Genomic DNA, 25,732 nt, shown 5'->3' on the forward strand with positions numbered 1-25,732 from the left:
CGCAGTGGAGAGCCCGATCCGGGTCCCGTGGCCCCGCCTCCCACGCGGAGGGCCGGACACCTGTAAGCCCCGGCCGCCATCGACTACGCTCGCCGGGCACGGGGAGAGCGCCGGTGGAACGGCCGACGACAGGGCCCGGCGGGGCTGTGAGGGAGATGCCATGGGACTGCCGGGGCCGACCAGAACCTGTTATGGGGTCGTGCATCTGGCCCCGCTGCCCGGCACTGCGTTCTACGAGCCCGATTCGTTGCGCCACACCCTGGCCCGCGCGGTCGAGTCGGCGCGCGCCCTCGACCGGGGTGGCGCGCACGGCTGCCTGCTGCAGACCGCAGACCGGGTCTACGGGGTCGAGGACGACTGCGATCCCGCACGGCTCGCGGCCGTCACGGTGATCACCGAGGCCGTCCGGGCGGCGACGGACCCGGCCTTTCAGGTCGGCGTCCAGATCATGCGGAACGCGACCAGGGCGTCGCTGGCCGCAGCGAAGGTCTGCGGCGGGACTTTCGTCCGGGTGGGCGCCATCGTCGGTGAGACGTTGAGCTGGCAGGGCACGGTGCGACCCGATCCCGCCACGGTGATGGCGTACCGCCGGGCCATCGACGCGTGGGACGTCAAGGTGATCGCCGATGTCGCCAGCATGCACTTCAGCTGGCCGAACGGCGACAAGCAGCCCGGCGAGGTGGCCCGCTCGGCGATGAACGCGGGCGCCGACGCCGTCTGCCTGGGCGACCCGGACGAATCCCGTACCCTCGAGCTGATCTCGCAGGTCAGGCGCGCGGCCCCGGCGGCTCCGATCTACCTGGCCGGTCACACGGACCATGACAACGCCGCTCGGCTGGTCGGCGCCGCCGACGGCGTCTTCGTCGGTAGCTGCGTCACCGTCGGCGGCTGGGCCGGGGATGTGTCCGAGCAGAAGGTCCGGTCGTACATGGATATTCTGAACTCGTTGCCGCACCGGGAGACCGCATGAGCTCCTACACCGTGGCCGCGATGCGGGCGGAGGTCGACGGCCTCGCCTCCGACCTGGCCGTGCTGACCGGGGTGCTCGGCACGCAGCTGGACGAACTGCGCTCCGTCGAGCCGGTTCCCCGCCGGATCGTCCTGTCTGGCAGCGGGGACTCCCTGTACGCCGCCCAGGCGGCCGAGTACGCCTTCGACCGGCTGCCGCGCACCACGTGCGTGCTTCGCAGCACGCAACGGCTGCTCGACCACGGCGTCGGCCGATCGCTCTCGGAGCCCGCCGCGGCGACCCTGGTGGTGGGCGTCTCGGCCTCGGGCACCAGCGCCACGCTGGCGGCCGGGCTGGAACGGGCCCGGGCGGACGGCTTCCGTACCGTCGCGATCGTCGGATCCGCCGACACTCCGGTGGGCCGCAGCGCACACCACAGCGTCACCACGGAGCTGCCGAAGCGCCCGCCGTCCCCGGGGATCCGGAGCTACCAGGCCAGTCTTCTCACCCTCCTGCTCCTGGCCGAGGGGTGGGCGGACGCCTCGTCGCACCCCGCCGTGCTCGGGTCCGGCGGGCTCGCCGCCCTGCCGGACCTCGTGGAGCGGACGGTGCGGCAGCAGGTGGAGCCGTGCCGACAGTTGGCAGAGCAGATCCTGCGGACGGCTCCGGTGCAGGTGCTGGGTGGGGGGCCGGCTCTGGGAACGGCACGGTACGCGGCGGCGAAGGTCATCGAGGGTGCCGGCGTGCCGGCACTGGGCCGGGATCTCGAGGAGTGGTGGCACGTCGAGCGGTTCGCCACCGAGGCCGACGCCCCCCTGATCGTGCTGGCGCCGCCGGGGCCCAGCCACGAACGCGCCGTGCGGCTGTGCGCGCAGGCCCGCGGCCGCGGTCACCTGGTGGCCGCGTTGGCCGAGCCCGGCGACGAGGAGATCCGGGAACAGGCGCACCTGGTGCTGCCGCTGCCCGAGGGGTGTTCCCCGGCCTGGTCCCCCTTGATCGAGCACGCCTTCGCCGCGCCGCTGGCCGCCGACCTGGCCGAACTGCTGGGCCGGGTCCCGTTCCACCGTCGTTGACGGCGTCCACAGGTGGGCGACGCGGGTGGGCGACGGGCCGGCGGAGACCCTAGGGTCGTCGCCATGGACGCTGTCAGCCCGGCCCGCGACGGCCACGCGCACACCCTGCCCCCGACGGGGCTGTACGGTGACGCCCTCCGGTTCGGGATCCACTCCGGACAGTTGCACGGCAGCTACGAGATCTGCCGTGATCTCTGGCGGCGGGCGGAGCAACTGGGCTACGACTGGATCTCGCTGATCGACCATCTGCGGCCGCACCTGTACGGCCCCGACCAGCCCTGCTTCGAGGGCATGACGCTGCTGGCCGCTCTCGCCGCGCAGACCGAGCGGATCCGCTGCGCCATGCTGGTCACCGGCGCGATGTGGCGTCATCCCGCCGTCACCGCCGCCGCCCTGGCCACCATCGACCACGTCTGCGACGGGCGGCTCGAGGTGGGCCTCGGCGCGGGCGGACCGGATCTGGCCTACGAGCAGTACGGCATCCCGTTCCCCGCCGCCGGGGAGCGGGGGGACCGGCTCGAGGAGACCTGCGAGATCCTCCGGCGGCTCTGGACGGAGCCCGAGACGACGTTCGAGGGGCGGCACTTCCAGCTGGACCGGGCCCGGCTCGCGCCAAAGCCCCGGCAGGACCACGTGCCCCTCGTGGTGGGCGGGAGCGGGGTGCGGCGGACGCTGCGGACAGCGGCCCGGCATGCCGATATCTGGAACACCCTCGCGACCACCACCGAGGACTACGGTCGCCAGCTCGCCGCCCTGCGTGGGCACTGCTTGGAGGTGGGGCGCGACGAGGCCAGCATCCGTCGATCGGTCACGTTCCGGGCGGTGCTGGTCGAGCGGGCGTCCGGCGTCGACGCGCGATCGGCGGAGCTGTTGCGCGGAGCGCCGGACGAGGTGCGCGCCGAGTACCTGAGCTTCGGCACGCCCGAGCAGTGCGTGGCGGACCTCAGGCCGTATGTCGACCTCGGCGTCCGGGACTTCCTCCTGGCGGTCAAGCCGCCGATCGACTGGCAGACCGTGGAACTGATGATCACGCGGGTGGCTCCGGCGCTACGTGAGTACGCGTCGTTGCGGGAGGTCTGAGGCCGGCTCTATCATCGGCCCGCTCGGACGGATGACGGGGGAGAAGATGACGCGGTCTGACGCGACGCGCGTGCGGCAGCGGCAGGTCGGCGTGACCGGACCCGACGGCCCTGACGCCGGACGCGCCGTCGACGAGATCACGCTCTCGGCGGGCGACATCGACGTGATGGTCTGGACGTACGGCGCGACCCTCGTCGAGGTGGTGGTGCCCGACCGGGCCGGCGACCGGAGCAACGTCGTGTGCCGGCTGCCGGACCTGGCCGCGTACGAGGACCGGGCGCTCAACGCCTATGTCGGGTCCACCGTCGGGCGGTACTGCCGTGGCGTCCGGGACGGGACCTTCCTCCTCGACGGCACCCGGTACGCGCTGGACCGCAACGCCGGCCGCCACCACCTGCACGGCGGCACGAACGGTTTCGACCGCCGGGTGTGGCTGGCCCGCGTCGAGGAGGGCCCGGACCAGGTGGCGGCGGTCCTGACGCTGGTCAGCCCGGACGGGGACCAGGGATACCCGGGGGAGTTGACCGCCGAGGTGGCGTACCGCCTGCACGCCGGGGGCCGGCTCACCTTCGAGTACCGGGCGTCGACCACCGCCCCGACGCTCGTCGGCCTGACCAACCACGCGTTCTGGAATCTGGCCGGTGCGGGGACGGTGGACACCCATCTGCTCGCGCTCAACGCCGAGCGGATCGTCCCGTTCGACGAGGAGCTGTTCCCGCTGGCCGGTCCGCTGTCCCCGCTGGCCGGGACCCACCTGGACTTCCGCGCCCCGCGCCGCATCGGGGCCGCCCGGCTGGACAACTTCTTCGTCCTCGACGAACCACGGTGGGCCGCCGAGCTGCACGACGAGCGCAGCGGTCGCCGGATGCGGGTGGTCACCGACCAGCCGGGGCTCGGTGTGTACAGCGGCGACGGGCTGTTCGCGCCCCGCGCGGGGCTGGCCCTGGAGGCCGGCGCGTGGCCGGACGCGCCGAACCTTCCGGACGTGCCGTCGGTCCGGCTCGACCCCGGGCAGACCTACCGGCACCGTACGGTGCACGAGTTCTCCGTCGGTTGACCCGGCCTGTCGCGCCCCGGCCCACCCACGTGGGTGAGCCGGGGCGCCGCGACGTCAGGCCTTGCGGAGCCAGAACGTCAGGCCGAGCGACTCGTCGGCGAACGGCTCGGGGTCGGCCCACGACGGTTCCCCGTCGGCGCAGTCGACGGCCAGCACCTCGTCCGCGACCAGGTCGCGGTGCTCGGCGAGGGCCAGGGCCGTCTCCTCCCGGGTCGCCCGGTACCGCAGCGCGATCCGGTCGGTCACGTCGAGGCCGCTGGCCTTGCGTGCCTCCTGGATCTGCCGGATCGCGTCGCGGGCCACCCCGGCCCGCCGTAGCTCGGGCGTCAGGTGCAGGTCCAGCGCCAGGGTGGCGCCGGCATCGCTGGCGACCGCCCAGCCCTCGCGCGGCGTCTCGACGATGATCACCTCGTCCGGGCCGAGGGTGACAGGCTCGTCGCCCACCACGACCGTCGCGGATCCGGACTCCCGCAGGGAGTCCTTGAGGGCGGTGGCGTCGGCCGCCGCGATCGCCGCGGCCACCTGCTGCACGGTCTTCCCGAACCGCCTGCCGAGGGTGCGGAAGTTGGCCTTCGCCGTGGTGTCCACCAGCGATTCGCCGGCCCCGCCCACGGCGGTCACCGACCCGATGTTCAGCTCGGCGGTGATCTCCGCCAGCAGCTCCGCGGACAGCTCCTCGAAGCCCTGTGCCGAGGCCAGCGCCCGGGACAGCGGCTGCCGGACCTTCATCCCGGAGTCGGCGCGGGCGGCGCGGCCCAGCTCGACCAGCCGCCGCGCGAGCGCCGACTGCCGAGACAGGGCCGGGTCGATCAGGGACTCGTCCGCGACCGGGTACGGGGCCAGGTGCACCGACGGCGGCGCGTCCGGGGTGACCGGCACGACCATGTCCTGCCACACCCGCTCGGTGATGAACGGTGTGATCGGCGCCATGAGCAGCGTGACGGTGGAGAGCACCTCGTGCAGGGTGGCGAGCGCCGCCGGGTCGCCCCGCCAGAAACGCCGCCGGCTGCGCCGGACGTACCAGTTGGAGAGGTCGTCGACGAACGCGGCCAGCAGCCGGCCCGCCTGGTGGGTGTCGAACGTGTCCATCGCGGCGTCCACCTGCTGCACCAGCGTGTTCAGCTCGGAGAGCAGCCACCGGTCCAGGACCGGCCGGTCCGCGGGGGCCGGGTCGGCGTCGGACGGGGACCAGCCGGCGGTCCGCCCGTACAGCGCCTGGAAGGCCACCGTGTTCCAGTAGGTCAGCAGGATCTTGCGGACCACCTCCTGGAGCGCGGTGTGCCCGACCCGTCGAGCAGACCAGGGCGAGCCGACGGCGGCCATGAACCAGCGCACCGCGTCCGCGCCGTGCTGGTCCATCAGGGGGATCGGTTCGAGGATGTTGCCCAGGTGCTTGGACATCTTCCGGCCGTCCTCGGCCAGGATGTGGCCGAGGCAGACCACGTTCTCGTACGGCGACCGGTCGAACACCAGCGTGCCGATCGCCATCAGGGTGTAGAACCACCCACGGGTCTGGTCGATGGCCTCGGAGATGAACTGTGCCGGGTACCGCTTCTCGAACAGCTCGACGTTCTGGTACGGATAGCCGAACTGCGCGAACGGCATGGAACCCGAGTCGTACCAGGCGTCGATCACCTCGGGAACCCGCCGGGCGGTCGTCCCGCAGTGGCAGGTGAACGTGACGTCGTCGATGAACGGCCGGTGCGGGTCGAGCCCGGTCACATCGGATCCGGTCAGCTCACTGAGCTCGGCCAGCGACCCGACGCAGGTCAGGTGCTCGTTCTCGCAACGCCAGATCGGCAGCGGGGTGCCCCAGTAGCGCCGCCGCGACAGCGCCCAGTCGACGTTGTTGTTGAGCCAGTCGCCGTACCGGCCGTACTTCACGGTGGCGGGGTGCCAGGTGGTGCGGTCGTTCTCGCGCAGCAGGGCCTCGCGTACCGCGGTCGTCCGGACGTACCAGGAGGGCTGGGCGTAGTAGATCAGCGCGGTGTGGCAGCGCCAGCAGTGCGGGTAGCTGTGCTCGTACGGGACGTGGCGGAAGAGCAACCCCCGGGCGGCCAGGTCGTCGATGAGCGGGCGGTCCGCCTCCTTGAAGAAGACGCCGCCGACGAGGGGGAGCTCCGGAAGGAACCGGCCGTTGGGCTGCACCGGGTTCACCATCGGCAGCCCGTACGCCCGGCAGTTCACCAGGTCGTCCGCGCCGAAGGCCGGCGCCTGGTGGACCAGGCCCGAGCCGCTGTCCGTCGTCACGTACGACGCGAGGATCACGATGTGCGCGTCGGGGATGTCGACCAGGTCGAATGGCGCGCGGTAGCCCCACCGCTCGAGCTCCTGGCCCTTGAACGACTCCCCGGTGAGGTCCCAGCCGTCGCCGAGCACCTGGGCCATCAGGGGTTCGGCGACCACCAGCTGCTCGTTGCCGTCGGTCGCCACCACGTACGTCACGTCGGGGTGCACGGCCACCGCGACGTTCGACACCAGGGTCCATGGCGTGGTGGTCCAGACCAGCAGCGACGCCCGCCCGGCCAGCGGCCCCGAGACGAGCGGGAAGCGGACGTACACCGACGGGTCGACGACCGTCTCGTACCCCTGGGCGAGCTCGTGGTCGGACAGGCCGGTCTCGTCCCGGGGGCACCACGGCGCGACCCGGAAGTCCTCGACCAGCAGGCCCTTGTCGAAGATCTGCTTCAACGACCACCAGACGGACTCGATGTACTCCGGGTCCATCGTCCGGTAGGCGTCGTCCATGTCCACCCAGTAGCCCATGCGCTCGGTGAGGCGGGCGAACGCGTCGGTGTGCCGGGTCACCGACTCGCGGCAGCGGGCGTTGAACTCCGCGACGCCGAACTTCTCGATGTCCTGCTTGCCGGAGAAGCCCAGTTCCTTCTCGACGGCGAGCTCGACGGGCAGGCCGTGGCAGTCCCAGCCCGCCTTGCGGGCGACGTGGAAGCCCTTCATGGTCTTGTAGCGCGGGAAGACGTCCTTGAAGACCCGCGCCTCGATGTGGTGGGCTCCCGGCATGCCGTTGGCCGTGGGCGGCCCCTCGTAGAACACCCACTCCGGGCGGCTGCTGGACTGTTCGAGGCTGCGCGCGAAGACGCTGTTGGCGTGCCAGAAGTGCAGGACCTCGTGTTCGAGATCGGGCAGATCGACCTGAGTCGGGACGCTGCGGTACATGGTTCCTCCGACGGATGCATGGGGTGAAGCTCCGGCGGAGGGACGAGGCCTGCGGCCCCGCGGTACCACCCTCCTTGGCCGCGTGCGGCCCTCTCTCTTCGGGTGCGGTCGGTTCTACTCGGCCTCGCGGCCTTTCCTCCGACGGCTCCGGGGTGATCTTCCCGCCGTGCAACACCCCCGGGCTTCCACCATCCCCGGGTCGCTTTTGGCTGCGTGCGGCGGTACTCGTCCCCATCTGCGCCTCGCGGCAATATCGTAACCCACGCGCCGCACCGCCGGAGCGGCCCCGAGGCCGGTGGGCCGGGGGTGACCGGTGGCGTCGGTCCGGCGCCCCGCCGTCACCCCTGCCCCTCGTCCGCCGCCGGGCGCGTGTCCGGGCCGCGTGCCCAGTCGGCGAGCAGTGACCAGGCCAGCGACGCCCGTGGGGGCAGGGCGAGGAGTCCGCCGGCGACGGTCTCCACCGGGGCGCCGGCGAGGGCCTCGGCGATCTGCCAACGGGTGAACCAGCCGGCGGCGGCGATCTCGGTCGGGTCGGTCCGGATCGGTTCCCGGGGATCCGCCAGGGCGCGGAAGCCCAACATCAGGCAGCCGGGAAACGGCCAGGCCTGGCTGCCCGCGTACCGGAGGCCGGTGAGTGTGACACCGATCTCCTCAGCGACCTCCCGGGCCGCCGCCTGCTCCGGCGACTCCCCGGGCTCGACGAATCCGGCGACGCTGGAGAACTGCCGGGTCCCCGCCACCATCGTGCCCGGCGCCCGGTGCGCCAGCAGGCAGCGCCCGTCGGGCCCGGACCCGCCGTCGTGCACCAGCACGAGAACCGCGGGGTCGACCCGCGGCCGGACCAGGGCGCCGCTGTCGTCGGCCCTGGCCCAGCCGCCCATGGCGGGCCTGGTCACCGCCCCGGTGGCGGGGGAGTACGCAGCGGCGGCGTGCCAGTTTCGCAGGGCGGTCGCCGCGGTGAGCAGCGCCGCCTCCGTCTCGGAGAGCCGGTGCCCGATCCCGCGCAGGTTTCCCGTGCCCGTCCCCGGGACGGCGGGCAGGGGCGCGACGACGGCGAAGACGGGTGTGCCGCCGATGGCGCCGAGGAACAGCCGTTCTCCCGGCGGCGCCTCGGCGGAATCCATCAGCGGCAGCGTGGCGGACACGCCGTCGGTGTCAGGCCGGTCGGAGTCCCGGACCAGGACGTCGCCGCCCCCGGAAACGTCGATGACCAGGACCTTCGCTCGGCGCCAGGCGTCGTCGACCCATCGCTCGTCGCCGCGGCGATGGCGGCACCGGTCCCACGAGCCCTGCGGTGCCGCCGCGGCGGCGGTCCTGTCCGACACCGTTACGGCAGCGGTGCGTCGAGGTGTGCGGCGACCTGTTCGGCCAGCCTCGGCCGGAGGATCTTCCCCGTGGCGGTCCGGGGAATGGCGTCGAGCGACAGGACCCGTCGCGGCACGACGGTGGTGGCGAACGAGGCGCGCAGCGCGGAGCCGACATCCGGCCGCTCGCCGGGGGCGAACACCACCGCTGCCACGATCTCGTCACCCAGGAACCGGTGCGGCAGGCAGACGCACGCCGCGTCGCGAACGCCCGGCAGTGCCCGTAGCGCCCGCTCCATCTCCTCGAGGGAAACCGTCTCGCCACGTACCTTGGCGATGTTCTTGCTGCGTCCCGTGATGACGAAGTAGGGCCGGTCGTCGTCCGGGTCGCGTACCGCGAAGCCCATGTCCTGCGAATGGAACCAGCCGTGCCGGAAAGCCTCGGCGGTGGCGGCGGCGTTACCCGCATACCGGCTCATCACGTTGTGGCCACGCATGCAGAGCTCGCCGACCTGGCCCGGCTCGGCCACCCTGCCGTCCTCCAGCAGCACGGCGACCTCGTTGCCGGGCATCGCCGCCCCGATGGACGGGATGTCCGCCTCCAGGACCAGCCGGCGGTAGGTGTCCGGCGAGACGTCCGTGGGCACCGTGGTGGAGAAGTTGGTGGTCTCCGTCAGCCCGTAGCCCTGCAGGACCCGCACTCCGAGACGCCGCGACACCTCCTGCGCGGTCTGGGCGGTCAACGGCGCGGCGGCCGAGACGAAGTACCCGAAGTCTCCCGGCAACCGCGGCGACCGCCACGTGTGGGTGAGGGCTTCGAGAAGACTCGGCACCACGCTCGCGATCCGCGGCCGGAACCGTTCGAGCAGCCGGGGGTAGCCGAACGGGTCGAACGCGTGCGCGAGCAGCACGTGGGCACCAGCCGCGAGCGGGCCCAGCACGGTGAAGTGGAGTCCGTTCACATGGTGGATCGGAAGGCACCCCAGGATCCGCTCGCCCGGCCTGATCCGGTGATGGCTGCGCAGCGCGGCGGCGTTCGCCACGACGTTGTAGTGCGACTGCGCCACGAGCTTGGAGGCGGCCGTCGATCCGGAGGTGCCGATGAGGAACGCGTCGGCGCCCGGTTGCACCGGCGCGTCCGCCTCACCCTCCGCCGGGTCCGCCAGGGTGTCGGGGTCCGGAATGACCACCGGCGTCAACGACGGGTCGAGGGAGACCGCCGGGGGGTGCAGGACCACCTTCGCCCCGGCGGACTCGACCTGCGGGCGCAGCCGGGCGACCGGATCGGCGGGGCTGAGCAGCAGCACCGCGCAGCCCGCGCGGAGGGACCCGAGGATGCCGATGACCGACCGCGCGTCGTTGACCGGCGCGAGCGCCACGACGTCGCCCGCTCCCACCCGCGCCTCCCGGCGCAGCCAGGCGCCCACTCGCCGGCTCAGGCGATCCACGTCGCGGTAGGAGAGCGTCGTCGTCTCGCCGTCCGCCGTGGCGGTCGTCAGGAAGGCGGCGTCGCCGAGCGTGGCGACCTGGCGCAGGAGAGTCGCCACGATGGTGCCGCCGTACTCCCAGGGCGGCCCGAAGGGGTGGCCGAGGTAGCTGTGGGCGAGATCGTGATCCGTGGCTTCAGCTGTGCGCATGTCTAGGCGAACCGATTCGGGGAGTGGGGGCGATCGAGGTCGCCCGGATCGGGCCCGTCGGCGCGGGTGGGTCCGCGCAGGGCCTCGACCGCGTCCGCGATGGACGTGACGGTACGGAAAGTGGACCAGTCGAGCATGTCGGACGCGAACGTGACCGAGAACCTGCTCTCGAGCAGGACGATCAGCTCGACGACGGCGAGGGAGTCGACGCCGAGCGCGGCCAGCTCCGCGTCGGGATCGTCCAGGGCGCGCGCGTCGGCAGCATGGACGTACGGCCGCACCAGCTCGGCGATGGTCTTTCTCAGCTCGTCCACTACAGAGTCCCGTTCCCTTCGGACGACAGCCGTGGGCTGTCCGTACCCGGCGGACCCCGTCGGGTCACGTCGCTGATTCGTCGTCGCTCGTCGTCGCCCGCCGCCGTGGGCTAGCCGGTGACGGGTTTCTGCAGGTGGACCCGGCGCACGCCGTCCTCCGCCAGGGTCGGCCCGTGCTGGGTGAAGCCGAGCGTGTCGAGCATCCGCCGCGTCGCCAGCAGGTCGGGGTTGGCTTCGCAGCGCAGCACGTCCGCACCCTGCTCTTGAGCGAGCTCGACGGCCCGGCGCAGGCACCGGACACCGACGATCGATCCCTCGTACGCCGGCGCGACGGCCAGTCGTTGCAGGTAGACCGGGCTGGTGGCGGGCGGGTAGACGGAGAGGTCCAGGCCGTGCGGGGGCTCCTGGGACAGCGTGAACGATGCCGCCGCCGCGGTGCCGTGCCGCAGCAGGTGCACCGAGCCCGCCCGCACCCGGCGTTCGGTGGTGTCGAGGTTGCGGACGGGAGCGACCATCCCGTACCGGGCCGCCTGGTGTCCGTCACTGGCACACAGCAGGGCGTGCGCCTCCGACGAATCCGTGGCGACCGCCCACGTCCACTCCATCAGCCCGCCGTCTGAGCTCTCACTGGACACAGCGGTGAATCCTGCCCGGCCGGTTCTTCCGTCGTCAAGCATGCCGTGCTGGCCGGTGCCCAGGTGATCAACGGTGGATACAGTGATCTCCATGACCGCCCACGATGTGTCGACGCGTGCCCGGCCCGCCTCGGCCGCCGAACGTCGGTTCGACCCGCCGGTTCGGCTCTCGGCCTGCGTCATGGCGCATCCCGCCCGGCAGGCGGCCGCGGAGCGTCTCGCCGTGGCGCTCACGGACTTCGACGCGGGCGTGGCGACCGACCCGGAGCCAGGCCGGCCCGGCGGCACGCTCCGCACCTCGCGCATGGCGTGGTCGCGGGTCGCGCCGGGCGCGACGCATCACCTCGTCGTCCAGGACGACTCCGTCCTGGTGCCGGACTTCGTGCGGCACGCGCTCGCCGGGACGCGCGCGCTGCCGGGGCATGCCCTCGGTCTGTTCACCGAGTGGGGGTCGTTCACCTCGTACGCCCTGCGGGTCGCCGCGCTCGTCGGCGCCGACTGGGTCGAGGTCGTCGACGGGTACATGCCGGCCCAGGCGCTCATCCTGCCGGCCGACGTCGCCCGCGAGTTCGACCGGTACGCCGCACGGGCCACCGCCGGCGACGAACCGGACGACGAGGTGCTCCTGGGCTTCCTGCGGTCGATGGGCGTGCCCATGGTCGTGTCGGTGTCGAATCTCGTCCAGCACGGCGACGAGGTGAGCATCGCCGGCAACGGCTGGCACGGCCTGCGCAAGGCCGCGTGCTGGCGGCCCGACCTGGTGACGCCGGGCGAGACCGTCCTCGACCGGATCGCTCTCGTGCCGTTCTTCTCCTGGTTCACCGGGGATGCCATCTGCCGGTTCCGCGATCAGCCGGCCACCGAGGACTGGCGGCAGGTGCCGGCCGTCGACCTGTTGCGGGCCTACGGCCTCGGGGACGACGACGTGCGGCGGCTGATCGCCGACGGTTGCCCGCGACGCCCGGGCGACGGCGAGGTGCCGACCCACCTGACGCAGGCCCTTGTGACGGCGGCGGTGGCCGTGGGGCTCTTGGCGGGCGAGTGCGGTGCCCCCGCCGACGGCGGGCGGACCAAGGAACCGGTCGCGGCCGCCGCGCTGGCCACGCTGGTGCCGGGTGGACTGCGCAACTTCGTGGACGGCCATGCCCTTCCCACGGTGAGTGAACAACTCGCACCTGTCGTGGACGCGGCGGCGCAGTGGGGCCTGGAAACGGCGCGAGGGACGTCCCGCTCCGGCCGCGACCTCCCGGCGGCGCGTCACTCTTCCCGGTAGACCGGCCCTGTTGATGATCAATCGGGCCGCCGATAGGCTCCCCGAACTTGGTGGTCGGTTCCCACGCCGATGACCGTGGGTGACATGGGAGGTTCGGTGGCACCTCTGGCGCTCGCCATCAGGGATCGGTCCACCCGCTGGCTCCAGATGCTCCGCCTGTTGCCGCACGCGGGGCGCGGACTGGCCCTCGGCGCACTCGCGCTGAACGTCACGCTCGGCCTGCTGCCGTCGGCGTTCATCGTCTCCACCAGCCTGCTGCTCTCTCGCGTGCCGGCCCTCGCCGCGGAGCCCACGGGGCTCTCGTGGGACGGCATCGCGGTCGTCTTCGCGGTGGCCCTGGGCGCGTTCACCCTGCAACAGCTGCTGACGCCGTTCCAGTCCGCGGTCACCGAGGTCATCGCGCGCCGGGTCGACGAGGTGTGTATCGGGCGGCTGCTCGACGCGGCGCTGGACGACGCGCCGATCGCCCTGCTGGAGAACCCCGAGGCGCTGGACCTGCTCGCCGACGCGCGGGCGGCGTTCGAGCGGCAGGCGTACACCCCCGGCGATGCCGTCGGCGCGATCCCCGCGTTGGTGTCCCGTTACTGCCAGCTGACAGCTGCCGTGGTCCTCGTCGGTGTGGTGTTGAGTCCGCTCGCGGGGTTGATCCTGATGATCACCGCACTGGTCATCCGGATGGGGGTGCGCGGCACGCTCGGGCGGTTCGCGGCGGTGTCGGAGTCCCTGGCCGGGCATCGACGCAGGGCCGGGTACATCGGTGGCCTGGCGACCGGTGCGACCGCCGCCAAGGAGATCCGCGTGTTCGGGCTGCTCGGCTGGCTGCGTGAGCGGCTGCGCTCCGACACCATGGCCAACCTCCGGCCGATGTGGGCCGGTAGCCGACGCCTGCAGTTCTGGCCGTTCGTCGGGTTCTCCGCGGTCGGCTTCGTCGGCGGAGCGGTCGCCATCACGATGCTGGCCGTGGCGGCCGGCCGGGGGCAGGTCGACCTTTTCGAACTCGCCGTCGCCCTACAGGGGATTTTGATCCCCATGCGCTTCGGCGTCTACTTCCCGGAATGCGATGTGCAGACGCAGTTCGGACTGCACTCGTTCCACGCCCTGGAGCGTTTCGAGCAACAAGCGGGCGCCGCCCGGACGGTCGGTGCGCGGGCGACGACGATGCCGGTGCGGCCGAGCCGGGAGATCCGTTTCGACAATGTGAGCTTCCGGTACTCCGCGGACGGTCCCACCATTCTCGACGGCCTGGACCTCACGCTCCCGGTCGGCCGTTCCACCGCCATCGTCGGCCTCAACGGCGCCGGCAAGACCACCCTGGTGAAGCTGCTCGCTCGCCTCTACGAGCCGACGAGCGGGCGGATCACCGTGGACGGGGCTGAGCTGGCCCGCTTCGACCCGGACGAATGGCGCCGCCAACTCGCGATGACCTTCCAGGACTACGTCCGCTACGAGCTGACGGTGGCGGAGAACATCGGTCTCGGTGCGCCGCGGCTGCTCGCGGACGATGAGGCGATCACGGCCGCGGCCGAACGGGCCGGTGCCCTGGACGCGTTGCGCGGAGCGCCGGACCCGCTCCGGACGCCGCTGTCCTCGCGCTATCCCGGTGGCACGGACCTGTCGGGCGGCCAGTGGCAGCGGATCGCCCTTGCCCGGGCGCTGCTGGCCGTCCAGGGCGGCGCCTCGGTGCTGGTGCTCGACGAGCCGACCGCGCAGCTCGACGTCCGGGCGGAGGTGGAGTTCCACGACCGGTTCCTGGCCACCGCGAAGGGGATCACGAGCGTCCTGATCTCCCACCGTTTCTCCACGGTCCGCCACGCGGATCAGATCGTGGTGATCGAGCACGGCCGGGTCGTCGAACGCGGCAGCCACGACGAACTGATTCGGCACGACGGCCGGTACGCCGAGCTGTTCGAGTTGCAGGCGAGGAGATTCCGGATGGATGCGGCCGAACCGACGGCGGTGGGATGAGAAAGATCGCCCTCGCGGCCGGTTTCCTCCTGCGCCTCGGCTACCGAACCGACCGACGCAGGCTGTTCACCGCGATCGTCCTGATGGCCGTGGGCTATCTCGCGACGCCGTTGATCGGTGTCGTCCTCGCGGCTTTCACCAACGCGGCGATCGGCCGGGACGGCACTGCTGCCGTGCTGCTGGCCCTGGCCGTAGCCATGCTGCTGGTGTTCGAGCTGACCATGATGCACTTCGCGCACCTGTCCTACTTCGAATTGGGAGACCTGGAGCAACTGGCCCTCACCGACGAGGTCGCCTCGATCGTCCACGGCAGCGCCGGCATCGACCACTTCGACAATCCGAGGTTCGTCGAGGCCCTGACCCTGGTGAACGAGAACCTGATCCGGGTGCGGAACGCGCTCGAGTCGACGCTGCAGTTGGGCGGAGTCGTGCTGCAGATCGGTCTCACCGCCGTGCTGCTGGTCAGCGTCGACCCGTGGCTCGTCATGCTGCCGCTCGCCGCCCTGCCGCCGGTGCTGCTCAGCAACCGTGCGCAGCGGGTGATCGACGACGCCCAGGAGGCCGCCGCCGTCGACATCCAGGTGTCCCGGCACCTGGTGAAGGTGGCTACGACCGGAAGCTCCGCGAAGGAGATCCGGCTCGCGGGTGCCCGGGACGCGGTGATCTCGCGGCAGCGAGCGGCCTGGGCCGCGACGACCGGCCGGCTGTGGCGGGCGCACTGGCGCAGCGCCCTGTTGCGTGCCGGCGGGCAGGTGCTGTTCGCGGCTGCGTACGGGACGGCGATCTTCCTCGTCGTCCGCAGCGCGGTGCGCGGCGAGGCGAACATCGGGCAGGTCGTCCTGGTGCTCACCCTCGCAGTTCAGGTCAGCGTGCAGGTGGCCGGTCTGCTGGGGATGCTCGGGACGTTGCAGCAGATGGGTCGTACCGTCGAGCGCATCGACGTGTTGCGGCAGTTGACGGCCGGTCCGGGGCGTGCGCCCGCGATCGGCCCGGTCCGTCCTCCTGCCGCGTCGCCGTCGAGGTCGGATCCGTCGCAGGAGCCGGCCGGCCATAAGGTGGTGTCGCGGACGCCCGCCCGGCTGCGTCGGGGGATCCGGCTGGAACAGGTCTCCTTCGCATATCCCGGCGCCGACGCGCCAGTGATCCGGGACGTCTCGATGGAGATCCCGGCCGGCAGCACGTTGGCGCTGGTGGGTGAGAACGGTGCGGGCAAGAGCACCCTGGTGAGGATGATCTGTGGCCTCTGCCAGCCGACCTCGGGCCGGATCACCGTTGACGGAATCGACCTGCGGGAGTTGACCCCCGAACAGTGGCGGTCCCGGGTCGCCACGCTGTTCCAGGACTTCGCGCGCTTCGAGCTGTTGCTTCGGGAGAACGTCGGGCTGGGCCGGCCGGCGGCCATCGACGCCGACCAGGAGATCATGACGGCGCTCGACCGGGCCGGTGCGCGGGGCATTGTGCGGAGGGTTGCCGGTGGCCTGGACGGTCTGCTCGGGCACAGCTACGGGGACGGGACGGAGTTGTCCGGCGGGCAGTGGCAGACGTTGGGGCTCGCCCGCACCCTGATGCGACGCGACCCGCTGCTCGTGGCCCTCGACGAGCCGGCGGCGGCCCTGGACGCCCTGGCGGAGAACGCGCTGTTCGAACGACTCGTGAACACCGCCGCGGACGTGCGCGGAGAGCGCGGAGTGATCACTCTGTTCGTGTCACACCGCTTCTCCACCGTCCGGGCGGCGGATCAGATCGCCGTCCTGCATGGCGGACGGCTGTGGGAGATGGGCAGCCACGACGCGCTGATGAGCGCGAACGGCCTCTACGCCGACCTGTTCACCGTCCAGGCGAGCGCCTACCGGTGACGGTGGCCGCGCGTCGGCGGCCGGGTCGTCCCGGCCGCCGACGGTGAGCGGCGTCAGATCGACGGCCACCCGGCCGACGCCCTACCTCGTGCGGGTGAATCTCCCGTCCACCGGGTACCGGACCTCGGTGCGGGAGGACGCCGCCATGAACTCGCAGTAGGCGAGGTGATAGGCGAGGCCGGCGAAGTGCGGAACCGTCTCGTTGAAGAGATACGTGAAGTGGTCGATCTCGACGCGCCCACGCCAGTCCTGCAGGAGAAGACCGGAGTTGCGGTCAGCGACGCCGCGCAGGATCCCGGCCGCGGCTTCGTACTCCTCCCGGGCCTGCCGGATCAGCCCACGGTTGATCTCGGCGTGCAACAGGTCGGGTTCCAGCTCGAGCGCCCCCTTGAAGGCCGCTTCGGCCTCCTCCAGCTCGTTGAGCATGAGGTGCATGACGCCGACCATGTTGAGGAAGATGGAGTCCTCCGGGGCCAGCTTGGCCGCGGTCTGGAACGCCGCGAGGGCGTCGTGCGGACGATCCGCCGCACGGAGCACGTGGCCGTGGTAGGCCCACACCCGCGGTGCCGACGGGTCCGACTCGACGGCCTTGGAACTCCACTCGACCGCCTGCTCGAAGTTGCCGAGGGCGCGGTGCAGGAAACCCGCGTAGGCGGGCCACAGACCGAGGTCGGGGTAGTCGGCGATCTGCTTCTCGGTGAGGTCGAGGTAGCGCCGCAGCTTGGCGGTGCGGTCCGCGACCGGCCGGACGTTGCCGGGATGGTTGAGGACCAGACCCGAGGACGCGATGACGCCCCCCATGTCCTGCACCGCCTCCTCCACCGATTCACCGACGAGCCGCCGGTACCGGATGTCCGGGTGGCTGCGGAAGAGCCGCACCGGGCGGTCGACCCAGATCGCGCCCACGGCCGTGAGGTTGAACCGAAGGACGGTGTAGGCGAGATGGTCGTCGGGCGCCTGCTCGATGAGGGCGGCGACCCGTGGCCACTCGGTGGCGGGAAACTCCTCGTCCACGTCGAGGAACAACACCCAGGGCGTCTTCACCTGCTCCAGGGCCAGGTTCCGCGCGGCCGAGTAGCCGCCGTCCATCGTCGTCTGGATGAACGTGTCGGTGTGGGAACGCGCGATGTCCTGAGAGCCGTCGGTCGAACCGGTGTCCACGATGACGACGTCGCCGCAGACGGGCCCGGCCTCCGCAAGGCACCTCGGGAGGAATGCGGCCTCATCCTTGACGATGAGGCACAGCGTCAGCTCCGGAATCTTGATCTTGTTCACCATTTCTCCATCTCTCGGATCAGGGCCCGGCTAACCGCGCCCCATCGCCCGCCGGACCGTCGTCGCCCAGGCCCGCTCGGCGGCCAGGGCGTCGTCGTAGGTCTGCGCGAGCGCGCCATCGAGCGTCCCGCCGTCGGCGAGCGCCCGCTCCACGAGCGCGCGCCACCGGCCCGCTGCGGCTGCCGCCGCGAGCTGGCAGGCCGCCGCGTCGGCGGGGCTCGCCCCGGCCCGGTACAGGACCAGCCGCGCCGCGGCGCCCAGGATGTGTTGGCTGTCCACGTACCCGAACTGACGCCACGACGACTCCGGCACGACCCCGGCCAGGAACTCGGCCTTGGCCCGTACCGGCTCCTCGCCGGCGAGAACCGCGTCGGCGACGTCCGCGAGCTCGCTCGCGGCGTCGCGGACCACCTCGGCGGCAGTCGTCGGCGTGGGCCCGGCCGAGACGGTCAGGACCTGCCCGACCAGGTAGGGAACGCCGTGGGCCGCCCAGGCCGCGTGCGCGCGGGCGAGGTGTTCGCTCGGCACGTAGGCCGTCGTGCAGATGTCCCCGAGGACCTGCCGGAGGGTGACCGTCGGTTCGAACGGCACCGCGAACCGCAACGGTGTCTCCCAGGGGTCGAGCGGTGCCTGCCCGCCCGTCGAGTCGACGTGGAACAGCCTGGCGTTCGTCAGCGACTCGAGATGCAGCCCGTCCAGCACGGTGAACATCTCGCGCTGCTTGCGGTAGCCGGTCACCACGGTGACGTGCCCCGAGTGGTGGCCGTCGTAGTAGGCGCGGCACGACGGCAGCTCACCCATGTCCATGGGGAGCAGCGGGACGCGGCCGTCGCGCAGGAGCCCGGCGAGTGTCTCCACCACGTTCTCGCCCCCGGAGCTGAACGTGTCGAGACGCAGTCCCAGGTGGGTGCGGAAGATGCGGTCCTGCACCGCGTCCACCTCGGTGCCCAGCCCGGTGTCCCAGCCCGTCGCGCTGTCGGCGCCCCGCCAGCGATCACCGACGTCGTAGCGATCCCACCGGTGGTTGTAGTGGACCCAGAGCTGGAAATGGACGTAGAAGGCGTCGTGCCGCTCCCGGCCCCACCGGGATGCGGCGAGCGCCCGGGGCACCCAGAAGCAGTGCAGCCCGTCCCGGTCGTACATGAGTGGAACGTGGGAGTGGGTGAAGCCGTCGAGGTCGATGTCATCCATGTGTTCCCCCACGCCCGTGGTCGTGCCGCATCGGCTCATCCGATGTCCGGCGTCCAGATCCGGTGTCGATGGTCATGCGTCTCCCGCTCGGGGTCGGCGGGCGGCGTCGGGACCGTCGTGTGCCGACGCCGCCCACCCCGATCAGGCCTGCGGGGACTCCTCGCAGAGTTCGAGGTGCCGCCGCCGGTTCGCGTTGGTGCTGGCGAAGCTGCGCAGATAGATACGTCGGATGTCGTCGTTGCCCCGTGCGTCCCAGAGCCGTTCGTGGTGCTGGTAGCCCTCGATCCGCAGGGAGAACCTCGCCGGTTCGACGAGGGCGAAGTCGGCGAGCGGCTGCCTGAAGTTGGAGTTCTTCCATCCGACCAGGTCGTAGCCGGACTCCAGGACCACGGTCTCGGGCACGGGCTCGTGCAGCGGGATGAACGACTGGATCTGCAACTGGGTGATCACGTCCAGCTGCGCCCGGAACGAGTCTGACGGCGCCTCACCGGTCAGTTCGCGGTGGAGCCGGAGGCCGCTCTGCGCGAACTCGTGGACGACCTCGGCGAACCGGCCCTCGGTGAACAGGTCGCTGAAGACCGCGTACTGGTAACGCATCGCCCCGAACTGGTTGTCGGTGACCTGCTCGGGTTGACTCTCGGCCAGCTCGCGGATGAGCTCGGCGACCTCCTCGCGGGTGTCGCGCATCATCGCCCGATGGCCGGTGAGGAACCGACTGGCGAACTCGGCCAGGGTCGGGCACTGCTCGGGATCCGCCAACATGGAGCGGATCACGGAGGTCGCCCGGACGCCGTTGGTCTCGAAGAAGAAGACCAACTCCCGCAGCCAGCCGTAGAACAGCGCGAAGTTGAAGAAGAAGATGAACTTGAAGAACCGGAGGTACTCCTGCTCCGGGATCGTCGAGGTCGCGACCACGAGCTCGTCCATCTCGAAGGTCTGCACGGAGTCGTACTCGGAGTAACCGTTCTCGGACAGGGCGAATCGGGTTTTCAGGCCGAACTTCTCGCGGTACTCCGCGAAGGCCATCTCGGCCTGGTCGAGAATGTTGAGCGCGTAGATGACGACGTTGTCGAAGCGGTGGTCGAGGACCTTGTCCAGGGAGTTCGTGAAGGAATCGATCGTCTCACCGGGCAATCCGAAGATCAGCTCGGTGGAGAGCACCAGGCTGTGCTCCCGGGCGAAGGCGGCAGCCTCCTCGATCGCGGTGTCCTTGACGTTGACCCGCTTGATGTTCTTCAGGACCTGCTTGTCCAGCGACTGGAAGCTGATGTTGAGCGGGATGAGGTCCCGCATGAGCAGGGTCACCTGCTTGACGTTCTTGGTCAGGTGCTTGTCGGTGTAGACCTGCACCACGGAGGGGTAGGAGAACGTGTCCTTCACCTTCCGGATGTGTTCGGCGATCTCGACGTCGCGGGGGAGGATCCCGAAGTTCTCGTCGGCGATGCGCAGCAGGGGATTCGACGTTCGAGCCTGGATGTAGTCGATCTCCTCCTTGACGCGCTCCACGCTGAACGCCCGCAGCTTGGACCACCAGTCGTGACCCGCCACGCAGAACGTGCACCGGTACGGGCAACCGCGTGACGTCTGGAGCAACGGGATGAACTCGGGATTCGCCAGGAAGTCGTCACACAGGCCGGTCAGGTAGGGCGACGGGATCTCCTCCAGGACGCCCACCCGGTCCAGCGGGTCACCCTGGAGGATCAGCCCCTCCTGCGTGAGCGAGTAGCACCCGTCCACCACCGTCCCCTTGACGTCGCTGGGGTCAGCCAGGCCCAGGCACGTCTCGACGAGGTTGGCGAGCGGGTGCTCGCCCTCGCGGGAGATGTAGAAATCGGCGGCCTGGTTCCTGCGCAGGCCGGCCTGCGCGATGGGCTTCTCGGTGGGGATGTTCGGCCCGGCCACCGCGACGACGACCTTGGGGTGTCGCTGCTTCACGACACCGATCACCGCGTTGGTCAGTGCGGTGTTCCACGAGTAGTTGCCGAACGCGAAGACGTCGGGCACCTGCTCGTTCAGCGCTTCGTTGATCTGCTGCGTCGTGGCGAGTTGCTTGATCTGGATCGCGTCGCCGAACCGCGCCTTCAGATAGGAGTGCACGTAGGTCATCCCGAGCGGAACCGTCACGCGCAGGTTCTTTCCGGTCGTGCTGTGCAGGTGCGCCAGGAAGACGACCAGCGGCCGGCCGATCGCGGCTGCCCGGATGCCGTGCCCGAAAGTGCGAGCATTGAGGCTCTCGACAGGAATGAAGGTTTGTCCAGGCTGCTCGATGACCATGTTTGCCTGCCCTCTCGGCATGGTGGACTGGCGATTCGTCTGCCAGCTCGATGGAGCTGCCCGGGACGGTCGCTCGACGTGGGGGACGGAAGGACCAGAGTGGATCGCCGCAGCCGGCGTGAGCGTCGACAGCGTCAGGCCGGACATCATCGCGCCGTTGCGGTGCGGAAGTGCGCCGACCGGCGTGCTACGTCGGGTGTGCCGACGTGGGAGGGGAAACGCGACGCCGCCCGCTCCCCACGGATCGGGCCCTCAACGGATCCGATCCGGGGCTGCCGATCCGAGGCTGGCTGTGCTGGGGCCGGCGACAGGCTCAGACGGAGGGTGGACAGGGGATACCTTCAAGCCGCTTCCTTCCCGTGGAACGCCGGTCGGCGCGGTGATCTTGCCGAGGTCGGTTCGACGTTACGCGATCTACCGTCCTGGCACGACCCGTCACGGGCCTCGATTTCTCTGCGGCGGCGTATCCGTTCAGGGACCCATGACGGTGTGAGACGTTGACGTAGCGAACGGTGCGGTGCCGCGGCGGGCGACGGCAGGATGGCAGGATATATAGCCGCTGTCGGCATTTGCCAAGTCTTAGGTAGATTCATGGAGATCGGTCTGGTCAGCCTCGCCGACCTCACTCCCGATCCGCACACCGACCGGCCAACCACCGCCGAACAGCGGATCCGCGAGATCGTCCGGGCAGGGCAGCTCGCCGACGAGGCCGGGCTGGACGTCTTCGCCGTCGGCGAGCACCGGGCCGGTCAGTGTCCGGCGAGCAGCCGGTCGCGGACCTCCCGGCGCAGGACCTTGCCGATCTGCGAGCGGGGCAGGTCCTCGACGATCACCACTCGGCGGGGGACCTTGTAGCCGGCCAGGTGCTCACGGCAGCCGGCCCGCAGCGCGGCCTCGTCGAGGTCGGCGTCGGGGTGCGCGACCACCGCCGCGACGACCTCCTCGCCGCCGTGCTCGCCCGGCAGGCCCACCGCGGCGGCGTCGCGTACGCCGGGTAGCCGGCGCAGCGCGTCCTCCACCTCGGACGGGTAGACGTTGAAGCCGCCGGTGATGATCAGTTCCTTGATCCGGTCGACCACCGTGACGAAGCCGTCCGCGTCCATCGTCACGATGTCGCCGGTGCGCAGCCAACCGCCGGGCAGCAGCACCTTCGCGGTCTCCTCGGGGCGTCGCCAGTATCCGGTGAAGACCTGCGGGCCGCGGACCAGCAGCTCGCCGGGCTCGCCCGGGGTCCGGTCCCGGGACGGGTCGTCGGGGTCGACGACGCGCACATCGGTGGAGGGGAAGGGCACCCCCACGGTGCCGGGCCGGCGGGCGGGGGAGACCGGGTTGCCCAGGGTGATCGGCGAGGACTCGGTCATGCCGTACCCCTCGACCAGCAGGCCGCCGGTCACCGACTCCCACAGCTGCACGGTGGCCGGCGGCAGGGCCATCGCGCCGGAGATGGCGTACCGGACGGAGGCGAGGTCGACGCCGCGCTCCCGGGCGGCGGAGGCCAGCCGCTCGTAGATCGGCGGGACGGCGGGCAGGAACGTCGGCGGGCGGCGGCGGGCCGCGTCGAGGACCTGGTCGAGGTCGAAGCGGGGGAAGAGCACCAGGGTCGCCCCGATGCTCACCGAGAAGGTCAGGCAGAGCGTGAGCCCGTACGCGTGGAACAGCGGCAGCACCGCGTACACCGTCTCCGCGCCGTCGCGCAGGCCCGGCACCCACGCGCGGCCCTGCGCGGCGTTGGCCCGCAGGTTGCGGTGGGTCAGGACCGCGCCCTTCGGGGTGCCGGTGGTGCCGCCGGTGTACTGCAGCAGCGCGGTGTCGTCCGTGCCGGGCGCGGGATGGTCGGCCGGCAGCGGCCCGGCGGCGGCGAGCAGGTCCGCCCAGCGCGTCGCGCCCGGGGCCGGGCCGGTCATCGCCGCCCGGGTCGCGCGGGCGCTGGGCAGCGGCAGCCGCAGCGCCCATCGCTTGAGCCGGGGCAGCGCGCCGGTGAGGTCCACCGCCACCACGGTCTCCACCGCGCCCCGGCCCCGCACCAGGGGGGCGACCTTGTCCCAGACCACCGCCACCCGGGCGCCGTGGTCGGTGAGCTGCTGGTCCAGCTCCTGGGCGGTGTAGAGCGGGTTGTGCTCGACCACCACCGCGCCCAGCCGCAGCGTCGCGTAGAAGGCGACCACGTGCTGGGGGCAGTTCGGCAGCACCAGCGCCACCCGGTCGCCCCGGGCGACGCCGAGCCGGCGCAGCGCCTCGGCCGCGCGGGCCACCTGGTCGGCCAGGTCCGCGTACGTGGTGGTGGCGCCGTAGAAGTCCAGCGCGACCCGGGGGCCGAACTGACGGGCGGCGTCCCGGAGCAGGTCGACCAGCGAGCCCGGGGGCTCGGCGATGGTGGCCGGCACGCCGGGGGCGTAGCTGCGCAGCCAGGGCCGGTCGGCGGTGGGTTCCACTCGGCTCTCCTCGGGCGTCGGGCGGCCGACGGGTGACGTCGTCGACCGGCCGCCAGCTTAACCCTACGCCCCGGTAACCTACGGTCGCGTAGGTCACTCGGCGCCCGGCGCCCTGGGTGCCCGGTGCCCTGTCGGCCTTTCCCGGTCCCGCCGACGTCATGCCTGCCCAGGCGGGCGGGCGCGGGCCGGCTACCGGCGGGCGACGTAGACGGTGTTGGCGGACTCCCGGCCCTGCAACGGGTTGGGAAAGCGGACGACGTGGGCCAGCGAGGTCGGGAACACCCCGGTGAGCACCCGCTGGAAGTCGGTGTCCGGCGGGTCGTTGGACCACAGCGCGAAGACCCCGTCCGGGTGCAGCAGGTCGGCGAGGCGGCGCAGGCCGTCGGCCGTGTAGAACGGGGCGTGACTCGGGTGCAGCACATGCCGGGGGGAGTGGTCCACGTCCAGCAGGATGGCGTGGAACCGTCGGCCGGCCTCGTCCGGGTCGAAGCCGGCCCCGTCGGCCACCGCCGCGAAGAAGTCCGCCCTGACGAACCGGGTGCGCGGGTCGTCGGCCAGCCCCGAGGCGAACGGCAGCAGGCCCCGCCGGTGCCAGTCGATGACGTCCTCGATCGCCTCCACCACCACCAGGGAGCGGACCCGGGGGTCCTCCAGGGCGGTGCGGGCCGTGTAGCCGAGGCCCAGGCCGCCGACCACGACGTCGAGGGCCGTGCCGGCAAGCGGCGCGAGCCCCAGCCGGGCCAGCTCGATCTCCGCCACCGGGAAGAGGCTGGACATCAGGAACTCGTCGTCCAGCTTGACCTCGTACACCTCGCGGTCCAGCGCGGGGTCGTGCCGCCGGCGCAGGCTGATCTCGCCGATCGGGGTCTCCCGCCAGGCCAGTTCCTCGAATCGCACGCCCACGCGGTTTCCTCACTTCGGCCGGGGTCCGAGCGGATGCTACCGCCCGCGCGGGCCCGGCCGCCGCAGCAACCACCATCCGGTACGCCCGCATCGCGGCGAGCGCGGTGGCGGTGCCCACGGCCAGCCGGTGCAGGGCGCCGCGGCGCATCCTCCGACCCGTTCCGGGCAACCCTTCCCGGAGGCGATCGTGCCGGGGCGACCGGCGGGAGGGGCGGTGCTCGTGGCGGCGGACACGCTGGCCGGACGACTGCACGTGGCGGACCGGAGGCTCGGGACCGCGCGGGGACCGTCGTCACCAGGGGCGTGGCCCGCCCCGCCCGCCCCACACCGTGCTCTTACAGAGAATTAGTGGCCTCCCCGGCGTCGGAGGCCACTAATTCTCTGTAAGAGCGTGATCAGGCGGGGGCGGGGCGGGTGGGCGTGCCGGCCAGACGGGCTTCGAGCGCGTCGAGGTCGGGCAGGAACCAGACGTGCTCGGCCCGGTTCGACTCGTGGACCAGGGCGCGCAGGGCCGAACTGGCCGCCAGGTGCCGCGAGATGTCGCCGAGGACGGCCAGGCGTAGCTGGTAGTTGACGAACTTCTGCATGACCTCGCCCGCGAACCGGGTGTCCAGGGCGAAGAAGTCCTCGTCCAGCCGGCTCGCCGGCACGGCCACCACCTCGGCGCCGAGGAAGGCCGCGCCGATCAGGTCCAGCGCGTCCTGCACGGTCGTCACCGGCGGGCCGGCCGGGTCGCAGATCAGCACGGACACTCCGGCCAGCTCCCGTACCTGGTCAGGCATGGTCGACCTTCCCGGCGAACAGGCCGTTGTCGCCGTCGAGCACGGCGTCGAGCAGGCGCAGCAGGTCGGCGGTGGTGGCGGCGTCGCCCAGGATCACGATCTTCATCCGGTCTCGTTCCTCGTCGTGGACGGTCTGGATGCGCAGCGGGCGCGCGGGGTCGTGGCCGGTGTTCGCCCCGGCCAGGACGAGCGTGCCCAGCCGGTCGGCCGCCGCCCGGTCGACGCCGTCGACCTGCACGATGGTGGACACCTCCACCGACGCGCCACCGGCCCGGGTCGGCAGCGGCCGGGACCGCCCGGTCAGCGCGTCGAGATCGGCACGGGCGATCCGGTACTGCTTGCCGATCCGCACCGCCGCGAGCCGGCCCGAGCGGATGTAGCCGCGGACCGTGCGCACGTGCAGGCCGAGCAGCTCGGCCACCTGCTCCACCGAGTACATTTCTTCCTTCATCGCACCCAATCATAGGCACGATGGGGAGTGATAGGGAGTCGGGGGGTGCTCGAACAAAAAACCGTGGCCTCCTTCGCGCGGAGGCCACGGTTTCCTGATCGTGC

20 protein-coding genes are annotated in these 25,732 nt (G+C 71.6%); 7 read left to right on the forward strand and 13 right to left on the reverse strand.

Annotated elements, in window-relative coordinates:
• Positions 1-160 precede the first annotated feature (160 nt).
• From OG559_RS23770 to OG559_RS23785, 4 genes are all read left to right on the forward strand, one after another.
• Complete coding sequence (locus OG559_RS23770) at positions 161-970, forward strand: BtpA/SgcQ family protein (RefSeq protein ID WP_405107180.1); 810 nt, start codon at positions 161-163, stop codon at positions 968-970.
• Positions 967-2,022, forward strand: a complete 1,056-nt coding sequence (locus tag OG559_RS23775; protein WP_405107183.1) for an SIS domain-containing protein — start codon at positions 967-969, stop codon at positions 2,020-2,022. The genes OG559_RS23770 and OG559_RS23775 overlap by 4 nt, the downstream gene beginning before the upstream one ends.
• A 63-nt stretch (positions 2,023-2,085) precedes the next feature.
• Complete coding sequence (locus OG559_RS23780; protein WP_405107185.1) at positions 2,086-3,102, forward strand: LLM class flavin-dependent oxidoreductase; 1,017 nt, start codon at positions 2,086-2,088, stop codon at positions 3,100-3,102.
• 46 nt (positions 3,103-3,148) lie between these two features.
• Positions 3,149-4,159, forward strand: coding sequence for an aldose epimerase family protein (locus tag OG559_RS23785; protein WP_405107188.1), 1,011 nt, complete (start codon positions 3,149-3,151; stop codon positions 4,157-4,159).
• A gap of 54 nt (positions 4,160-4,213) precedes the next feature.
• Here OG559_RS23785 and ileS read toward each other — a convergent pair whose 3' ends face one another.
• The 5 genes from ileS to OG559_RS23810 all read right to left on the reverse strand — a co-directional run bounded on the left by ileS (position 4,214) and on the right by OG559_RS23810 (position 11,319).
• Positions 4,214-7,336: an isoleucine--tRNA ligase gene (ileS, locus tag OG559_RS23790; RefSeq protein WP_405107191.1), complete on the reverse strand. Its 3,123-nt coding sequence runs from the start codon at positions 7,334-7,336 to the stop codon at positions 4,214-4,216.
• A gap of 338 nt (positions 7,337-7,674) precedes the next feature.
• A complete protein-coding gene (gene nudC / locus OG559_RS23795; RefSeq protein ID WP_405107194.1) occupies positions 7,675-8,661 on the reverse strand; it encodes an NAD(+) diphosphatase in 987 nt (328 codons plus the stop codon).
• 2 nt (positions 8,662-8,663) lie between these two features.
• Entirely contained in the window at positions 8,664-10,277 is a 1,614-nt protein-coding gene (locus OG559_RS23800; RefSeq protein WP_405107197.1) for a class I adenylate-forming enzyme family protein, read from the reverse strand.
• A gap of 2 nt (positions 10,278-10,279) precedes the next feature.
• Positions 10,280-10,591 carry a phosphopantetheine-binding protein gene (locus OG559_RS23805; protein WP_405107200.1) on the reverse strand — a complete coding sequence of 104 codons (312 nt, stop codon included), beginning with the start codon at positions 10,589-10,591 and terminating at the stop codon, positions 10,280-10,282.
• A gap of 110 nt (positions 10,592-10,701) precedes the next feature.
• On the reverse strand, positions 10,702-11,319 hold the full coding sequence (locus OG559_RS23810) for a GNAT family N-acetyltransferase (protein WP_405107203.1): 618 nt from the start codon (positions 11,317-11,319) through the stop codon (positions 10,702-10,704).
• On the opposite strand from OG559_RS23810, the gene OG559_RS23815 reads away from it, so the two are divergent.
• The 3 genes from OG559_RS23815 (at position 11,318) to OG559_RS23825 (ending at position 16,320) form a co-directional block, all read left to right on the forward strand.
• Positions 11,318-12,499: a hypothetical protein gene (locus tag OG559_RS23815; protein WP_405107205.1), complete on the forward strand. Its 1,182-nt coding sequence runs from the start codon at positions 11,318-11,320 to the stop codon at positions 12,497-12,499. The genes OG559_RS23810 and OG559_RS23815 overlap by 2 nt on opposite strands.
• Before the next feature lie 96 nt (positions 12,500-12,595).
• Positions 12,596-14,464, forward strand: coding sequence for an ABC transporter ATP-binding protein (locus OG559_RS23820; protein ID WP_405107208.1), 1,869 nt, complete (start codon positions 12,596-12,598; stop codon positions 14,462-14,464).
• A complete protein-coding gene (locus OG559_RS23825) occupies positions 14,461-16,320 on the forward strand; it encodes an ABC transporter ATP-binding protein (protein ID WP_405107211.1) in 1,860 nt (619 codons plus the stop codon). The genes OG559_RS23820 and OG559_RS23825 overlap by 4 nt, the downstream gene beginning before the upstream one ends.
• A gap of 81 nt (positions 16,321-16,401) precedes the next feature.
• Here OG559_RS23825 and OG559_RS23830 read toward each other — a convergent pair whose 3' ends face one another.
• The 8 genes from OG559_RS23830 to OG559_RS23865 all read right to left on the reverse strand — a co-directional run bounded on the left by OG559_RS23830 (position 16,402) and on the right by OG559_RS23865 (position 25,628).
• Positions 16,402-17,598: a glycosyltransferase gene (locus OG559_RS23830; RefSeq protein WP_405107214.1), complete on the reverse strand. Its 1,197-nt coding sequence runs from the start codon at positions 17,596-17,598 to the stop codon at positions 16,402-16,404.
• 27 nt (positions 17,599-17,625) lie between these two features.
• Complete coding sequence (locus tag OG559_RS23835) at positions 17,626-18,786, reverse strand: BtrH N-terminal domain-containing protein (protein ID WP_405107216.1); 1,161 nt, start codon at positions 18,784-18,786, stop codon at positions 17,626-17,628.
• A gap of 141 nt (positions 18,787-18,927) precedes the next feature.
• Entirely contained in the window at positions 18,928-21,060 is a 2,133-nt protein-coding gene (locus tag OG559_RS23840; RefSeq protein WP_405107219.1) for a B12-binding domain-containing radical SAM protein, read from the reverse strand.
• A 579-nt stretch (positions 21,061-21,639) separates the two neighbouring features.
• Positions 21,640-21,801: a hypothetical protein gene (locus OG559_RS23845; RefSeq protein WP_405107221.1), complete on the reverse strand. Its 162-nt coding sequence runs from the start codon at positions 21,799-21,801 to the stop codon at positions 21,640-21,642.
• An 8-nt stretch (positions 21,802-21,809) separates the two neighbouring features.
• Positions 21,810-23,492, reverse strand: a complete 1,683-nt coding sequence (locus OG559_RS23850; protein WP_405107224.1) for a long-chain-fatty-acid--CoA ligase — start codon at positions 23,490-23,492, stop codon at positions 21,810-21,812.
• Positions 23,493-23,681: 189 nt separating this feature from the next.
• Positions 23,682-24,395 (reverse strand): spermidine synthase, encoded by a 714-nt coding sequence (locus OG559_RS23855; protein ID WP_405107226.1) that lies wholly within the window; start codon positions 24,393-24,395, stop codon positions 23,682-23,684.
• 395 nt (positions 24,396-24,790) lie between these two features.
• Positions 24,791-25,177 (reverse strand): DUF4180 domain-containing protein, encoded by a 387-nt coding sequence (locus OG559_RS23860; protein ID WP_405107228.1) that lies wholly within the window; start codon positions 25,175-25,177, stop codon positions 24,791-24,793.
• Complete coding sequence (locus OG559_RS23865; protein ID WP_405107230.1) at positions 25,170-25,628, reverse strand: helix-turn-helix domain-containing protein; 459 nt, start codon at positions 25,626-25,628, stop codon at positions 25,170-25,172. Before OG559_RS23865 ends, OG559_RS23860 begins: the two co-directional genes overlap by 8 nt.
• Positions 25,629-25,732 lie beyond the last annotated feature (104 nt).

It is taken from the genome of Micromonospora sp. NBC_01405 (assembly GCF_045040155.1).
Classification (GTDB): Bacteria; Actinomycetota; Actinomycetes; order Mycobacteriales; family Micromonosporaceae; genus Micromonospora.

Excerpts from the sequence above, each read along its gene's own strand:
- ileS (WP_405107191.1), bottom strand. The coding sequence starts at position 7,336 with ATGTACCGCAGCGTCCCGACTCAGGTCGATCTGCCCGATCTCGAACAC.
- OG559_RS23825 (WP_405107211.1), top strand. The coding sequence starts at position 14,461 with ATGAGAAAGATCGCCCTCGCGGCCGGTTTCCTCCTGCGCCTCGGCTAC.
- OG559_RS23815 (WP_405107205.1), top strand. The coding sequence starts at position 11,318 with ATGACCGCCCACGATGTGTCGACGCGTGCCCGGCCCGCCTCGGCCGCC.
- OG559_RS23830 (WP_405107214.1), bottom strand. The coding sequence starts at position 17,598 with ATGGTGAACAAGATCAAGATTCCGGAGCTGACGCTGTGCCTCATCGTC.
- OG559_RS23780 (WP_405107185.1), top strand. The coding sequence starts at position 2,086 with ATGGACGCTGTCAGCCCGGCCCGCGACGGCCACGCGCACACCCTGCCC.
- OG559_RS23775 (WP_405107183.1), top strand. The coding sequence starts at position 967 with ATGAGCTCCTACACCGTGGCCGCGATGCGGGCGGAGGTCGACGGCCTC.
- OG559_RS23785 (WP_405107188.1), top strand. The coding sequence starts at position 3,149 with ATGACGCGGTCTGACGCGACGCGCGTGCGGCAGCGGCAGGTCGGCGTG.
- OG559_RS23810 (WP_405107203.1), bottom strand. The coding sequence starts at position 11,319 with ATGGAGATCACTGTATCCACCGTTGATCACCTGGGCACCGGCCAGCAC.
- OG559_RS23835 (WP_405107216.1), bottom strand. The coding sequence starts at position 18,786 with ATGGATGACATCGACCTCGACGGCTTCACCCACTCCCACGTTCCACTC.
- OG559_RS23770 (WP_405107180.1), top strand. The coding sequence starts at position 161 with ATGGGACTGCCGGGGCCGACCAGAACCTGTTATGGGGTCGTGCATCTG.
- OG559_RS23800 (WP_405107197.1), bottom strand. The coding sequence starts at position 10,277 with ATGCGCACAGCTGAAGCCACGGATCACGATCTCGCCCACAGCTACCTC.
- OG559_RS23840 (WP_405107219.1), bottom strand. The coding sequence starts at position 21,060 with ATGGTCATCGAGCAGCCTGGACAAACCTTCATTCCTGTCGAGAGCCTC.
- OG559_RS23865 (WP_405107230.1), bottom strand. The coding sequence starts at position 25,628 with ATGAAGGAAGAAATGTACTCGGTGGAGCAGGTGGCCGAGCTGCTCGGC.
- OG559_RS23860 (WP_405107228.1), bottom strand. The coding sequence starts at position 25,177 with ATGCCTGACCAGGTACGGGAGCTGGCCGGAGTGTCCGTGCTGATCTGC.